The organism is Gordonia aurantiaca (genome assembly GCF_039939235.1).
Lineage (GTDB): Bacteria > Actinomycetota > Actinomycetes > Mycobacteriales > Mycobacteriaceae > Gordonia.
On the sequence record NZ_JBDUUF010000005.1, the window covers coordinates 95947 to 112059 of the forward strand.

At 70.9% G+C, this 16113-nt stretch carries 9 protein-coding genes; all 9 read right to left on the minus strand.

Annotated elements, in window-relative coordinates; genetic code table 11:
* Positions 1-80: 80 nt before the first annotated feature.
* Positions 81-935, minus strand: coding sequence for a shikimate dehydrogenase (locus tag ABFT43_RS11720; protein WP_347960524.1), 855 nt, complete (start codon positions 933-935; stop codon positions 81-83).
* On the minus strand, positions 932-2818 hold the full coding sequence (gene mltG / locus ABFT43_RS11725; protein WP_347960525.1) for an endolytic transglycosylase MltG: 1887 nt from the start codon (positions 2816-2818) through the stop codon (positions 932-934). The genes ABFT43_RS11720 and mltG overlap by 4 nt, the downstream gene beginning before the upstream one ends.
* Complete coding sequence (gene ruvX / locus ABFT43_RS11730; RefSeq protein ID WP_347960526.1) at positions 2805-3245, minus strand: Holliday junction resolvase RuvX; 441 nt, start codon at positions 3243-3245, stop codon at positions 2805-2807. The genes mltG and ruvX overlap by 14 nt, the downstream gene beginning before the upstream one ends.
* On the minus strand, positions 3245-5992 hold the full coding sequence (alaS, locus tag ABFT43_RS11735) for an alanine--tRNA ligase (protein WP_347960527.1): 2748 nt from the start codon (positions 5990-5992) through the stop codon (positions 3245-3247). Before alaS ends, ruvX begins: the two co-directional genes overlap by 1 nt.
* Before the next feature lie 114 nt (positions 5993-6106).
* Positions 6107-7480 (minus strand): replication-associated recombination protein A, encoded by a 1374-nt coding sequence (locus tag ABFT43_RS11740; RefSeq protein WP_347960528.1) that lies wholly within the window; start codon positions 7478-7480, stop codon positions 6107-6109.
* Between the two features lie 7 nt (positions 7481-7487).
* Positions 7488-8717 (minus strand): hypothetical protein, encoded by a 1230-nt coding sequence (locus ABFT43_RS11745; protein WP_347960529.1) that lies wholly within the window; start codon positions 8715-8717, stop codon positions 7488-7490.
* Between the two features lie 179 nt (positions 8718-8896).
* Positions 8897-9856, minus strand: coding sequence for a transglutaminase family protein (locus ABFT43_RS11750; protein ID WP_347960530.1), 960 nt, complete (start codon positions 9854-9856; stop codon positions 8897-8899).
* Complete coding sequence (locus tag ABFT43_RS11755; RefSeq protein ID WP_347960531.1) at positions 9853-12618, minus strand: circularly permuted type 2 ATP-grasp protein; 2766 nt, start codon at positions 12616-12618, stop codon at positions 9853-9855. Before ABFT43_RS11755 ends, ABFT43_RS11750 begins: the two co-directional genes overlap by 4 nt.
* On the minus strand, positions 12615-16100 hold the full coding sequence (locus ABFT43_RS11760; RefSeq protein WP_347960532.1) for a transglutaminase family protein: 3486 nt from the start codon (positions 16098-16100) through the stop codon (positions 12615-12617). The genes ABFT43_RS11755 and ABFT43_RS11760 overlap by 4 nt, the downstream gene beginning before the upstream one ends.
* Between the last annotated feature and the right edge of the window lie 13 nt (positions 16101-16113).

The window sequence follows — 16113 nt, forward strand, 5'->3', positions numbered from 1 at the left end:
CCGCGGGCCGGGCCGTCGCGGTCCACAGCCGCCGAGGACATCCACAGATCGCGAGCCGATCTGACTCGGCGCCGCCGGGCCTAACCCTCGGGGATGAGGACCTTGCGCATCGCCTCGCGCGGCGCCGGGAGCCCGGTGAACAACTCGACCTGCCGGAAGGCCTGGTGCAGGAGCATGACCAGTCCCCCGACGACCTCGCCACCGGCGTCGGACACGGCCTGCGCGAGCGGTGTCGGCCAGGGGTCGTAGATGACGTCGATCACCCGGCCGCCGTGTGCCAGCGCGGGTGCGACGACCGCGGCCGCGGGCGCGGGCACGGTCGAGACGACGACCGCGGCCTCCCGGCTGCGACGCTCCAGATCCGGAGTCGGCTCGAACGGCACGAACTCCCGTTCGACGTCCAACCGGTCGCACAGGTCGAGCACGTTCGCCGCGCGGCCCTCGTCGCGGGCGACGACCGCGATCTTCTGCACGCCGATCCCCGCGAGCGCCATGACGGTCGGCCGCGCGGTGCCACCGGCGCCGACCACGACTGCCTCGGGCGCCGCTCCCCCGGCGATCTCGGCGTCGACGCCGAGTTCGGAGAGGGCGCCGGACATCCCGTCGATGTCGGTGCAGTCGGCGTGCCAGCCGTTCGGACTGCGCACGAGCGTGTTCGCGGACCCGACGAGTTCGGCACGCTCGGTGCGCTCGGTCGCGAACTCGAGGGCGGCCAGCTTGTTCGGCATCGTGACCGAGAACCCGACGAACGCCGGATCGGCACCGGAGACCACTGCGGGAAGCTGTTCCGCGGTGCACTCGATGCGGTCGTAGGTCCAGTCGTCGAGTCCGAGGGCACGGTAGGCCGCCATGTGCACGGCCGGCGACTTCGAATGCGCGATGGGCGAACCGAGCACCGCCGCCCGGCGGCGGTCACCATGGGGCGAGACGCTCACTGGCACCCCGTCGACACGAGCTTGTTGTTGCAGGCCTCCTCGCGGTTGCGCTTGTGCTCCTCGAAGGTGTTCGCGAACAGCGTCGTGCCCTCGGTGTCGACGGTCACGAAGTACAGCCAGCGCCCCGGTGCGGGGTTGAGCATCGCCTCGAGGGCGGGCATCCCGACCGACGCGATCGGGGTCGGCGGAAGCCCCTTGTAGCGGTAGGTGTTCCACTCGTTGTCGGCCTTGTAGGCCTCGCCGTGCACGTCGATGTTCGTGATGTCGGCGGTGTAGTTCTGCGTGGAATCCATCTCGAGGCGCTGGTCGCGATCGAGGCGGTTGCGGATCACGCGCGCGACCTTCGGCGCATCCTCCTCGTGCCGGACCTCGCGCTCGACGATGGACGCCGCGACCAGTGTCTGATAGGCGTCGAGACCCGACTTGTTCTTGTCCAGCAGTCCCCAGCTCTCGAACATGACGCCGCTCTTGGAGATCATGGCGCGTAGGATCTGCACGGGCGTGTCACCGGGTTCGACGCGCTCCCAGGTGGTGGGCGCGATGAGGCCCTCGATCCGACGGTGGTCGCCGGTCATCGACGCGACGGCCTCCTTCGCCCAGTCGGGCACCCCGAGTTCCTCCGGCGTCGCGTTGGCGGCGGCCTCCTCGAGCTGTGCGACCGTGACGCCCTCGTCCCGGCCGTTGACCTCGACCTCCGTGGCGTCGGAGATGCGCTGGAAGATGCCCAGCGTCACCTTGCCGTCGATGCCGGTCTTGGAGTCGAGCTGCAGGCCCGGCGGGACCACCACCCGGCCGACCCGGTATCGGGCGTCGGGATCGGTGAGCATCTCCACCGCGGTCGACGCGGGGATCTGCGTGCGCAGCTTGTAGATGCCGCCGGACATCGGCTGCCCGTTCGCGGCGTCGAGGAACGCGCGCGTACTGCCCACGACGTCCGCGTCGACCAGGATGCGGCCGAAGTCGGCGAGCGTGGAGTTCTCCGGGATGTCGACGATCACGTCGGCGGTCCCGGCGGTGTTGCTGTAGTCCTTGCGGGACTCGAACACGCCGAACCGGTCGAGACCCCAATAGCCGATGCCGCCGACGAGCGCGAGCATGACCACGACCGCGAGCGCGACGACCACGCGGCGCTTCTTCTGCCCGTCCCGGCTGCGGCGGCGGGGGCGGCGCGGGGTCGCCGGGTCCTCGACGTCGTCGACGCCCGGCCACCAGTCCTCCTCGTGGGAGTCGCCGCGCGGGTCGTGGAGCGTGCGCGGCGCGTGACCGGCTGCCGCCGAGGCGGTTCCGTCGACGACGGGCGCGGACTCGTGCGTCTGCTGCGGAGCCGGTTCGCGGAAGTCGGGGTCGGTGTCCGCGGGGGCGTCCGCGACCACCGGGTGCACATCGGTCTCGTACAGATCGGCCTCGTGCACGGGCTCCTGCGGCGGTGGCGGCACCGGCCGGCGCGGCCGTGCGGGCGGCGCCTGGCGCGGTTCCTGCGCCGGCAGGGGTTCCTGCGACCGCGGGGACTCCTGCGACCGCGGCGGTTCCGGCGCCTGCGGAGGCTGCGAAACCTGCGGGCGCTGCGGTGGCTGCGGGATCGCCCCGCCCGGGGGAATCCGGACCGGGGTCGCCCGTTGCGGGGTGCCGGACCGCCCCGCAGCGGTGCCGGGTGGCACGGCGCCCGGGAACGGGCCGGTACCCGGCGCCGGTCCGGAACGGCGACGGCGGTGCCGCGTGTGCGGCGCCCCGTCGGTCGGCTGAGTGAAGTACCGCAGACGCTCGGGGTCCATGCCCTCGGCACGGCGTCCCTGGTCACGGTGTCGCGTGCGACGCCGTTCTTCGGTCACCGCAGGCTCTCCTCCCGGCTCTGTCGAGGGATCGTCGGACTCACCGTCGCGCATCCAGCCATCCCTGAAGGATAGCGACCGCGGCGGCCTGGTCGATGACCCCTCGCGAGGACTTGACCGACCGGCCGCTGGCGTGCAGCGCCCGTTGCGCGGTCACGGTGGTGAAACGCTCGTCCTGCCAGTGCACCTCGACCGGTGCGATGCGTTCGGCGAGTCGCTCGCCGAACTCGCGGGCGGTCTCGGCAGCGACCCCGGCGGTGTTCTTCAGCGTCTTGGGCAACCCGATGACGACGCCGATCGCCTCATACTCGGCGACCAGTTCCACGAGCCGGTCGAGATCTGCCGTCCCCGTGGGGGTTCGGCGCACGGTCTCGACCGGGGTGGCGAGGATCCCGTCGGGGTCGCACACGGCGACGCCGATCCGGACACTGCCGACGTCGATGCCGAGCCTGCGTCCGCGCTCCGGGCGGTCGGTCGGCATCAGCCGACGAACTCGCGGATGCGTCGCAGCGCGGCGTCGATCCCGCTCGGATCGGTGCCCGCGCCCTGTGCGAGGTCCGGCTTGCCGCCGCCACGTCCACCGACGATCGGCGCGACCTCCTTGACGAGGTCGCCGGCCTTGATGCCGGCGTCCCGCGCGGCCGGGGTCGTGGCGATCACGAAGGGCACCTTGGCATCTGCACCCTCACCACTCTGCGAGAACAGCGCGATGACGGCCTGGCGGTCGGAGACCTTGCCGCGCAGGTCGGTGGCGATCGACCGCAGCCCGTTGGCGTCGAGTCCCGGCACCCGGCCCTCGACGACGAGCGTCGACCCGACCGTCGTCGCGTTGTCGAGGAGCCCTGACACCGCGGCCTGGGCCTGCTCGGCGCGGACGCGGGCCAGTTCCTTCTCCGCCTCGCGGAGCTTGGTGACGATCTGCTCGACCCGGCCGGGCACCTCCTCGGAGGGCACCTTCAACGACGACGACAGTGCTGCGAGAAGCGCACGCTCCTTGGACAGGAAACGGAACGAGTCCATGCCGACGTACGCCTCGACGCGCCGGACGCCCGAACCCACCGACGACTCGCCGATGACCGTGATCGGACCGATCTGCGCCGACGACGCGACGTGCGTGCCGCCGCACAGCTCCATCGAGAACGGGCCGCCGATCTCGACGACGCGCACGATGTCGCCGTAGTTCTCGCCGAAGAGCGCCAGCGCACCCATCGCCTTCGCCTCGGCCAGGCCGGTCTCGAAGGTGTTGACCTGGTAGTTGGCCTCGACCGCGGCGTTGGAGATCTCCTCGATCTCACGACGCTGCGACTCGGTCAGCGGGCCGTTCGCATGGAAGTCGAAGCGCAGGTAGCCGGGCCGGTTGAGCGAACCCGCCTGTGTCGCACCGGGACCGAGCACCTCGCGCAGGGCCGCGTGCACCATGTGGGTGCCCGAGTGGCCCTGTGTGGCGCCGTGACGCCAGGCGGTGTCGACGGCGGCGAGGACCTCGTCGCCCTCCTCGATCTCGCCCTCCTCGACGCGCACCTTGTGCAGCCAGACGGACTTGCCGACCTTCTGCACGTCGGTCACGGCCAGCCGCACACCCGAGCTGGTGGTGATGGTGCCGACGTCGGCCATCTGGCCACCGGACTCGGCATACAGCGGGGTGCGGTCGAGGACCACCGTGAGTTCCTGGCCGGCCGCGGCGGCGGGCACGCGGTTGCCGTCGGCCACGAGTCCGAGCACCTTGGCCTCCGACACCAGCTCGTCGAAGCCGGTGAACTCGGTGGGGCCGCGGTCCAGGAAATCGCGGTAGACGCTGAGGTCGGCGTGGCCGGTCTTGCGAGCGGTGGCGTCGGCCTTGGCGCGCTGCTTCTGCTCGGCCATCAGGGCGCTGAAGCCCTCCTGGTCGACCTCGAGACCGGCCTCGGCGGCCATCTCCAGGGTGAGGTCGATGGGGAAGCCGTAGGTGTCGTGGAGCGTGAAGGCGTCGGAGCCGGAGATGGTCTTGCTCGACGACTTCTTGGTGGCCGCGGCGGCGTCGGCGAACAGCTTGGAGCCGGCCGCGAGGGTCTTGGCGAAGGAGCTCTCCTCGCCCACCGCGACGTCGACGATGTGTGCGCGGTTGGCGTCGAGCTCGGGGTAGGAGGGCGCCATCAGGTCGATGACCTTGCCGATGATCGCGCCCATGGTCGGCTGGTTGTCGCCGACGCCGATTCGATCCCGCCCGCTCGCTTCGCTCCCGGCGTCGATTCGATCCGGCCCGCTCGCTTCGCTCCCGGCGCCGAGTAGTCGCATGGACCGCACGACCCGGCGCAGCAGTCGCCGCAGCACGTATCCACGGCCGTCGTTGCCGGGCAGCACGCCGTCGCCGATGAGCATCGCGGAGGTGCGGGCGTGGTCGGCGATGACGCGGAAGCGGACATCGTCGGCGTGCGAGCCGGCGCCGTAGCGACGGCCGGTCAGCTCGGCGGCCAGGTCGATGATCGGCTTGAGCAGATCGGTCTCGTAGACGTTGTCGACGCCCTGCAGGATGCAGGCGACACGCTCGATGCCCATACCGGTGTCGATGTTCTTCTTCGGCAGCGGGCCGAGGATCTCGTAGCCCTCCTTGGTGCCGCCCGGGCCGCGGACGTTCTGCATGAACACGAGATTCCAGATCTCGATGTAGCGGTCCTCGTCGGCCTCGGGGCCGCCCTCGACGCCGTATTCGGGGCCGCGGTCGTAGAAGATCTCCGAACACGGGCCGCACGGGCCGGGCACGCCCATCGACCAGTAGTTGTCCTTCATGCCGCGACGCTGGATGCGCTCGGCGGGCACGCCGATCTCGTCACGCCAGATGCCCTCGGCCTCGTCGTCGTCGAGATAGACGGTGGGCCACAGCTTCTCCGGGTCGATGCCGTAGCCGCCGTCCTCCAGGCTGCTCGTCAGCAGCGTCCAGGCGAAGTTGATGGCCTCGCGCTTGAAGTAGTCGCCGAAGGAGAAGTTGCCCGCCATCTGGAAGAAGGTGTTGTGGCGGGTGGTGATGCCGACCTCGTCGATGTCGAGGGTGCGGACACACTTCTGGACGCTGGTCGCCCGCGAGTACGGCGGCGTCTGCTCGCCCAGGAAGTACGGCTTGAACGGCACCATGCCGGCGTTGACGAAGAGCAGATTTGGATCGTCGAGCAGCAACGAGGCACTGGGGACCTCGGTGTGGCCGGCCTTGATGAAGTGGTCCAGAAAACGCTTCCGGATTTCATGCGTTTGCACTGTTGGTTTCGTCCTCGCCGTTGGTTGTACGCGACAACCCAGAGTACCGTCGGCGCCTCACCGAAACCGTCCCGGGACGCCCTCGGCGTGATCCACGAGGCAATCCGGGAGCGGTCAGCGACTCCGCCGACGCTTGACGGCCCCGCGCACGATCGACCGCAGCCGCGCGACCCGCGGCCCGATCTCGCGCTCGAGCCCGTGGTCGGTGGGCTGGTAGTAGTCGACGCCGACCAGGTCGTCCGGCGGGTACTGCTGGGCGAGGACCCCGTCGGGATCGTCGTGCGGATACCGGTAGGCGATGCCGTTGCCGAGCTTCTTGGCCCCCGCGTAGTGGCCGTCACGCAGGTGCGGCGGCACCGCCCGGCCCTTGCCCGCGTGCACGTCGGCGAGCGCGTCCCCGATCGCCTTGACCACGCCCGCCGACTTCGGCGCGGTGGCGAGATGGATGGTCGCCTGGGTCAGCGCGAGCCTGGCCTCCGGCATGCCGACCATGTTCACCACGTGGGCGGCGGCGACCGCGGTCTGCAGCGCGGTCGGGTCTGCCATGCCGATGTCCTCGCTGGCGTGGATCATCAGCCGCCGGGCGATGAAGCGTGGGTCCTCCCCCGCCGCGATCATCCGCGCCAGGTAGTGCACCGCGGCGTCGACGTCGCTGCCGCGGATCGACTTGATGAATGCGCTGGTGACGTCGTAGTGCTGGTCGCCGTCGCGGTCGTAGCGCACCGCGGCGCGGTCGATCGCGGTCTCCACGTCGGCGAGGTCGACCCGGTCGGTCGAGTCGGCGCTGGCCTCCAGCGCGGTCAGGGCGCGGCGCGCGTCACCGCCGGCGACGGCCACCAGGTGGTCGTAGGCCTCCTCGGTCACCTCGACCCGGCCGTCGAGCCCGCGCGGGTCGGCCACCGCGCGCTCGAGCACCTCGCGGATATCGTCGTCGGTGAGCGACCGCAGCTGCAGCACCAGCGACCGCGAGAGCAGCGGCGCGACGACGGAGAACGACGGATTCTCGGTGGTCGCGGCCACGAGCAGCACGATCCGGTTCTCCACCGCGTCGAGCAGCGCATCCTGCTGGGTCTTGGAGAAGCGGTGGACCTCGTCGATGAACAGCACGGTCTGCTGGCCGCCGTTCTTCCCGTCGCCGATGAGGCGCCGGCGCGCGACGTCGATGACCGCGCGGACCTCCTTGACGCCTGCCGACAGCGCCGACAGCGCCTCGAACCGCCCGCCGGTGGCGCGGGCGATGAGCGAGGCCATCGTCGTCTTTCCGGTGCCGGGCGGGCCGTAGAGCAGCACCGACGCGGCGCCCTGCCCGTTGATCAGACGGCGCAGCGGGGAGCCCTCGCCCAGCAGGTGCTGCTGGCCGACGATCTCGTCGAGCGTCCGCGGACGCATGCGAACCGCGAGCGGCGCGGTCGGCGGCGGCGAGATCAGTCCGTCGGCGCCGGCGGTCGTCTGCCGGGACGCCTCCGGCGTGTCGAACAGTCCTTCCACGGGCGTGTCAGGCCAGCCAGATGCGCTGTAGGGCGGCACCGGTCGCGGTGGCGAACGCGGAGATCTCGTCCTCGCCGGCACGGCTCGCGGCCGCGGCCAGGTCGTTCCAGCGGGAGACCAGCACCCGCGGATCGTTGGTGTGCAGTGCCCAGTCGTGGGTGAATCCGGTGGTGCCGGGCTCGGGCGCACCCGCCGAGTTCTCCAGGCCCGGGTCGAACGGCGTGATCTCGACGCTCGCGTCCGCGTCGGCCGAATCCGGGTCGATGAGCTCGGCGTCCCCGGGCAGCATCCACGCGGTCGACAGCCACACCCACAGCAGGCGCGCGACGAGCACCTTGCGCTGCATCTCGCGTTCGTGGGCGAGGGTCGGCCAGATCGGATTGACCTCCGACCGCCACGCGTCGACCATCGACACCTCGAGGTCGGTGGCACGCGAAGCCAGCCGCGGCGGCAACTGGGCGCTCATGGTGACCACGGCGTAGGCGATGTCGAGGGTGGCGTCGCGGAAGCCGCCCCACTCGTAGTCCATGAACTGGACGCCGTCGTCGTTGAGCATGATGTTCTCCGGACCGACGTCCGACGGACTGAACGCCCGGTGCTCACCCTCGTCGAACAGGGAGGCAGCGGTCTCGAGCTCCTCGAGGACGCGCGGCGGCACCTCGACCCCGAGCGCGGCCGCGTGCCCGGGGAGCGCGTCCACCGAGCGCCGGGCCTCGTCGCGCAGGATGTCGCGCCCCTCGGTACCCGACGGTCCGCGTCGGACCAGCGCCAGGAAGTCGACCTCGCCACCGACGGTCGCCGCGTGCATGCGCCCCAGGGCCTGGCCCCACGCGCTCACCGCGCGGGACGTCTCGACCGGGTCCACGCCGTCGAGGAACTCCAGCATCGACCGGCCGTGACCGAGGTCGGACAGGACCATGATGCGCAGTTCGGGATCGGAGGCGATGAGCTGTGGACCGGGCCGCGACTCGTTGGGCAGCGCGGTCGCGTACTTGTAGGACGCGATCTCCCGGTGGAATGCCTTGGGGTCCTCGTGTTCGGGAAGCGCCTTGATCACCAGGGAGCGGTCCAGGCTCAGTGGGTTCTGTGCGACCCTGACCCGCACCACCGTCGTACGTCCGCTTCCACCGAGATCCTCGGGATCGTCGAGGACAACCGATGAACCGGCTCGTTGTGACAGCAGGGACTCTGCCGCCCGCACCACGCTGGTGATGCGGCTTTCAGTAATGACCGTCATGTCGCATCCCAATGTACCCGTTGCAACGTGGCCGCAACACCATTGTTCATCCTTCTGTACGACGTTGCGGATCGTGTACCACCGCGACGACCTGTCGAAACCGCTGCGTCCCAGGCATTTCGGGACCGTCTGCCAATTCGTGCCGGGTTGCGTGCGGGCCGCGCGCAACCCGTCCGGCCTCAACCTGCGGTGCCGGGTTCGGGCGACCGGGCCCCGCTCGGCGGGCCGCCCACCGGGTCGGCGGTGGGATCGTCCAGCGGGCTGACGTCGACCGAGACGTCGATGTGGCTCTTCGTCGAGTCGGTGTAGATCACCCCGCGCAACGGCGGGACGTCCTCGTAGTCGCGTCCCCAGGCCAGCGTGACGTGACGTTCGTCGACGAGTTTGTCGTTGGTCGGGTCGAACGGCAGCCACCGGTCGTCCGGCAACCACACCGCGGCCCACGCATGGCTGGCGTCGGCGCCGTAGACCTTCTCCTGGCCGGGCGGCGGATCGGTGGCGAGATACCCCGACTCGTACCGCGCGGCCAGCCCCACCGACCGCAGGCAGGCGATGGCGACGCGGGCGAAATCCTGACAGACGCCCTCCCGGCGCCGCATCACCGTGTCGACGCGGGTCGAGATGGCCGTCGCGCCCGATCGGTAGGTGAAGTCGGTGAAGATCCGGGTGGTCAGGTCGGTGACGGCCTCGATCAGCGGGCGCCCCGGGGTGAACACCTGCGCGGCGTATTCGCGGACCGCGGGCGTGATCTCCGGCGGGTCGAGATCGAGGACGAACTCGGCGGCCAGCCGCGCCTCCCGGGTGTCGGCGACGGCCGGGCGCGCCGACTCCCACGGCGCCCGCGCGGCCGCACCGTAGAGCAACCCCCGGTCGACGGGATCGACCTCGACCACCGAGTGCGCGGTCACGGTCAGCTCGCGGTGCGCGGTGCGCACGTGGAAGTAGCTGTCGTGGTTGCCGTAGACGTCGACGCCGGTGGACCGGTCATCGGGTTCGGGGTCGATCTCGACGACCGTCGAGTGCACCCGCTGCCCGGGCAGTTCACGCGGTGTCAGGTAGCAGCGCCCGTAGGACGAGGAGACGTCGTCGTTGTAGGTGTAACGGGTGCGGTGCATGACCCGGTAGACCCGCGAGCTCACGACTGTCCCCCTCCCCAGATCGGCTGGGCCTGCCGAGGCACGGCGAAACGGGTGCGCATCAGCAGATCCGACAGCCGCTGCGTGCCGGTGCGCAACCCGGACATCAGCTCCGCGAGCTCGGCGCGGCGGTCCCTGGCGTCGACGGCCACGAGCTCGGCGGGCGAGCTGCGCCGCAGGTCGCCGATCATCTCCTGCACGGCGCGTTCGGCACCGGCCGACCGCAGCGGCTCGGGCACCGAGGTGAGGTCGTGGTTCATCTTCTCCAGCTGGAAGATCATCGAACGGGGGTTGGTGGGGTCGAACATGAGCAGTTCGGCGACGTTCTCGAGGCGGTACAGGCCGCGGTTGCGGCGCCGGTAGATGACCGACGACTCGTTGGCCGAGAGGTATGACTCGAGCAGTGCCTGTTCGACGTCGGTGTCGTGGGCCTCGCCGAACATCGCGTTGGTGAGATCCGCGAGGGTGATCGTGCGCTCCACACGGCGGCCGAGGTCCATGAGCATCCAGCCGGCGTCGTGGACCATCGACTCCTCCTGGAGGCCGGTCAAGGCGAGCACGCCGTGCAGGACCTCCTCGTGGGCGCGGGCGAGGTCGGGCCCGAGATCCAGAGCGGCATCACCGATCTCGCCGTTCTCGGACTCGGCCCGCGACCGCGCCACGAGCCGCGCGGTGTGGGCGACGACCCGTTCGACCGGGGCGAGGACCATCCAGGTGCTCGTCGACATCAGGTCGCGCACCGCACGGGCCGAGCCGACGAGCCGGTTCACCGCGTACGCCACGGTGCCGGGGACGTTGCGGGCGACGGTCAGGTCGGCGATCTTGCCGATCGCCTCGTTGACCTGTTCCGGCGACGGCTGCGGACCGGTGTCGGAGACGAGCAGGTCCGCGGTCTCCAGGTAGCCGTCGGTGCCGGTGATGGTCGCGACGGCGTGCAGCAGCAGCGGAACGGCCGCGGTCCCCGACATCCACGGCCGGTACTGGAAGTCCTGGTAGCGCTGCCGCGCGACCTTGGCCATCCGGGTGACCTGCTCGGTGCGCTCGGCGTAGCGGCCCAACCAGAACAGGTCGGCGAGGACGCGGGGACTCGCGGCTGCGGCGACCTCGGAGTAGTCGAGCGGCGCGGGACGTCCGGCACCGACCGGCACGACCTCCGCGGCGGGTTCGGTGCGGGTCTCCGAGCGACGTGACACGTGCCCGCCCAGGACGCCGGTGGTGACCCAGACATCCTTCGCGGCGACCACATGGTGGGCCGCGCCCTCCACCCCGTCGGCGAGGACCGCGCCGAGACCGCCGGGCATCACCGCGTAGGTGGGTCCCTGGGCGACGCTGAACGCTCGGATCGAGACGGGCGCGGCGCGCAGCGCACCGACGTCGGGCGTGGTCCGGAGCCCGGGAGTGGTGGTCGGGGCCACCGAGAACGACTCGAGCTCGCGGGCCACCCACTGCCACGTCTGGGCCTCGACGCGGGCCGCCAGCTCGTCCCGCTCGCGGGCACCGAGCAGCGGACCGATGAACTCCTCCTCGGTCCGGGTGTTGGTGAGGACCAGCGATCCCAGACGGCTGCGGATCAGCCCGCGTTGCTTGTCGTCGCCGGCCCAGTAGGTGGTCACCGAGCCGAGTGCGAGTTCCTCGTCGAGCAGCACCGGGGCGAGCCGCTCGAGCACGGTGTGCAGCGCCGGGTTCTCCAGCACGCCCGACCCCAGGGTGTTGACGACGGTGACGTTGCCGCGGGAGATCGCCTCCACCAGGCCGGCGACACCGAGCTGGGAGTCGGTGCGCAGGTCGAGCGGGTCGCTGAAGGCCGCGTCGACACGGCGCAGCAGGACGTCGACCCGCTTGTAGCGGCCCAGCGAACGCATGTACACGGCACCGTCGCGAACCGTGAGGTCGGCGCCCTCGACGAGCGGGAAACCGAGCACGGACGCGAGATAGGCCTGGTCGAAGGCGGTCTCGGACATGCTGCCCGGGCTGAACACGGCCACCGTCGGGTCGTCGACGCCGCGCGGGGCGTACTCGGCGAGTGCGAGCCTCATGGTCCCGGCGAAGCCGGTCATCGGGCGCGGGGCGCACGCCTGGAACAGCTGCGGGAAGGTCTTCGACATCAGGCGCCGGCCGACGATCGAATAGCCGATGCCCGAGGGCGCCTGGGTGCGATCGCGGTACACCACGAATCTGCCGTCGGAGGTACGCGACATGTCCACCGCGTGCAGGAACAGTGCGTGCGGTCCGGCGACCTCGAGACGCGCGGCCTTCCGGATGTAGCCGGGATGCCCGAACACCATCTCTGGCGGCACGAGCCCGGAGGTGATCGTCTTCTGGTCCCGGTAGAGGTCGCGCAACAGCAGGTCGAGCAGCATCGAGCGCTGCGTGACGGCCTTCTCCAGTTCGGCCCACTCGACCCCGTCGACGATGAGCGGCACGGCGTCGACCGCCCAGTCGAGGGTGCGGGTGGTCTGACCGTCGAACTCGTTGTAGACGACCCCGTCGTCACGGACCGCGGCGGCCAGCAGGCCGGCGGACTCGCGCAGCCGGGCCTCGCCGCGCCGCTGGTAGATCCGGACCAGGTCCTCCCACGCGGGCCGCACCATCCCGGACTCGTCGAGCATCTCGTCGAAGTGGGGGTTGCCCTCACGGTCGGCGCCGTCGAGGTCCGCGCCGTCGAATTCGGCGAGGTCGAACAGGGCGTAGCCCTCGTCACGGTAACGGTCGAACACCGCGGATGCTTCGAACACCGCGGACGCGCTGCCCGGCGAAGAGGTCACCGGAGAACTGTACGTGCCCGCCGCAGGTCGAGGATCCCGGGGACCCCGAAGTCGATCGCCTGTCGCGCCTGCCGTTCCCGCAGCAGGCCGACGTCGACGGTGCCGGTGGTGTGACCGGACGCCTCGAAGCGGCCGTTGCGCCTCGATTCGGCCTCGACGGCATTCACCGGCGGACGGTCGTAGGCGCGCCCGCCGGGGTGCACGACGTGGTAGGTCGCGCCCCCCACCGAGCGGCCGTTGACGGTGTCGACGAGGTCGAACGTCAGCGGGGTGTCGATGGTGATGCTCGGGTGCAGCGCGCTCGGCGGCTGCCATGCCCGGAACCTGATGCCGGCCACCCGCTCGCCCGGTCGTCCGGTGGAGCGCAGCGGGATCGGGAATCCGTTGCAGGTCAGCATGTACCGGTCGTCCTCGCCGCCGACGACGCGCACCTGGACCCGCTCGATGGACGAGTCGACGTAGCGGGCGGTGCCGGTCGCGGTCGACTCCTCCCCCAGCGTGTTCCACGGTTCGATCGCCCCGCGCAGCTCGATCTCCTGGTCGCGGATCTGCACGGTGCCCAGGCGCGGGAATCGGAATTCGGTGAACGGGTCGAGCCACGCCGTCTCGAACGGGTAGCCCGCCGCGCGCAACTCCTCGGCGACCAGGCCGATGTCCTCGATCACGTAGTGCGGCAACAGATGTTTGCCGTGCAGGTCGGCACCGTGCCGGATGAGCCGCGCACGGTAGGGCTTCTCCCAGAACCACGAGACCAGGCAGCGCACGAGCAGCGACTGCACCATCGCCATCCGGTGGTGCGGAGGCATCTCGAAGGCGCGCAGTTCGAGCAGGCCGAGGCGACCGCGCACCGAGTCCGGACTGTAGAGCTTGTCGATGCAGAATTCCGCGCGGTGGGTGTTTCCGGTGATGTCGGTCAGCAGGTGCCGCAGGGCACGGTCGGTGACCCACGGGTTCGGCGGGGCGCCGGTCATCGTCCCGTCCGGGGCGCGGGTGATCTCCCCTTTCGCCGCGAGCCGGTCTATCTCGGCGAAGGCGATCTCGAGCTCGTAGAGCGCCGATTCGCGACCCTCGTCGACGCGCGGCGCCTGCGAGGTGGTGCCGACGAACTTGCCGGAGAACAGGTACGACAACGACGGGTGCCGCTGCCAGTAGGTCAGCATCGAGACCAGCAGGTCGGGCCGCCGCAGCAGCGGCGAGTCCGCGGGCGTCGTGCCGCCGAGCGTGATGTGGTTGCCGCCGCCGGTGCCGCCGTGGCTGCCGTCGAGGTCGAAGGTCTCGGTGCCGAGCCGCACGTGGCGTGCGTGTTCGTAGAGCGACTCGAGCAGCTCGGACTGTTCGGCGAAGCTCGCGGTGGGCTGGACGTTGACCTCGATGACACCCGGATCGGGCGTCACCGTCAACGATGTCAGCCGCGGGTCCGGCGGCGGCCCGTAGCCCTCCACGACCACCGGCGTCGACGACGCGGCCGCGGCCCTCTCCACGAGCTCGACGAGCGCGAGGAACTCCTCGCCGGTCGACGTCGGGGGCAGGAACACGTGGGTGACGCCGTTGCGGACCTCGGCGACGAGCGCGGTGCGCGGCAGGAACTGTGCGGGGTCGACGGCATTGACCGTGTGGCCGAGCGCCGCGGCCGGGTCGGCGGGCAGGGCGTCGTGCTGGGCCGACGGGTCGGCCTCGTACCGGGTGGGCGCCGGACCCCACGACAGCGAGTTCAGCGGCAGCCGCAGGCCGGCCGGCGAGGTGCCGGGGGTCAGGACGATTCGTCCGCGCCGGAGCCTCCACACCGCGGACTGCCATGCGGTGCCGTCCTCCGACCGGTTGATCGGCAGCACGTACGCGCACGGGTCGGTGACCGCGGCGTCGAATCGGGCGAGCAGCTTGCGGCGCCGGTCCACCGAGTCGGTGTCGGGGGCGAGCTCCTCCTCCGCGTCCTCCTCGAGCTCGACGGCCAGCTCGGCACGTGCGAGGGCGCGAGCGGTGGGCAGCGTCGGGTCGTCGCCGGGGTCACCCGGTGGCATCGCGGCGAGCTCGCGCATCCTGACCAGCGGGTCCTCGTAGGCCGGCATCACCTGTTCGGCGGGCAGCCCGAGCGTCGCCGCGAACGCCGACAGCAGGCGCCGCGCGGGCTCGGCGTCGAGGGTGGCCGGGTCGGAGCCGTGGGTCTCGGTCTCGATCGCCGAGGTGGCCTGCTCCTTCGTCGACCACGGATCGGCGAGCAGCGTCGGGTCGCGCCAGACGGGTTGGCCGTCGTTGCGCCACACGATCTGGATCTGCCAGCGCGGCAACGGTTCTCCCGGATACCACTTGCCCTGGCCGCGCTGGACGAGGCCCTGCGGGGCGTAGTCTTCCTTGAGTCGCCCGGCCAGCTTCGAGGCGAGCAGCCGCTTGTGGGGGCCGTCGGCCGCCGTGGTCCATTCCGGAGCGGTCTGGTCGTCGACGGAGACGAAGGTCGGTTCGCCGCCCATGGTGAGCCGGACGTCGTTGCGCTTCATCCGCTCGTCGACCATCACACCGAGCGCGGTGACGCGTGCCCACTGTTCCGGGGTGTACGGAAGCGTGACGCGCGGGTCCTCGTGGAACCGCGTGACGGTGTTGGAGAAGTCGAGGGTCGCGTGGCACGGGCCGGTCGCGCCGGTGATCGGCGCGGCGCCGTTCGGGTGCGGGGTCGCGGCGAGCGGGATGTGACCCTCGCCCGCGAACAGGCCCGACGTCGGGTCGAGACCGACCCAGCCGGCGCCGGGCAGGTACACCTCTGCCCATGCGTGCAGGTCGGTGAAGTCGGCGTCGGGACCGGCCGGGCCGTCGAGCGGTTTGACGTCGGAGGTCAGCTGCACCAGGTAACCGGAGACGAACCGCGCGGCCAGGCCGAGCTCGCGCAGGAGCGCGACCAGCAGCCACGCGGAGTCACGGCACGATCCCATCGCCGACTCGAGCGTGTACTCCGGCGTCTGCACACCGGGTTCGAGGCGGACGGTGTAGCCGACTGCCTCGCACACCGCGCGGTTGATCTCCACCAGGAAGTCGATGACGCGCGTCTTCGTCACGGGCCGGTACTCGGCCGCGAACGCCGCGACCTCCGGATGCACCGGCGCACCGGCGAATTCGCCTTCGGTGACACCGACCGGCCGCAGGTAGACCTCGAGGTCGCGGCGCAGCTCCTCCGGGTAGGTGAACCCGTAGTACTCCGCCCAGTCCTCGACGAAGAAGTCGAACGGGTTGATCGCCGTCAGGTCGGCGATGAGGCTCACGGTGATGGTCAGTGACGTCGACGGCTCCGGGAACACCAGGCGCGCCATGTGGTTGCTGAACGCGTCCTGCTGCCAGTTGAGGAAGTGCTCACCGGGCTCGACGTGCAGGGAGTACGCCTCGATCGGCGTGCGCGAATGCGGCGCGGGCCGCAGGCGGACGACGTGCGGGTGGATCTTCGTCGGGCGGTCGAAGGAATAACTCGTCCGGTGTTCGAGGGCCACCTTGATCGTCATCGCCCCACCTCAC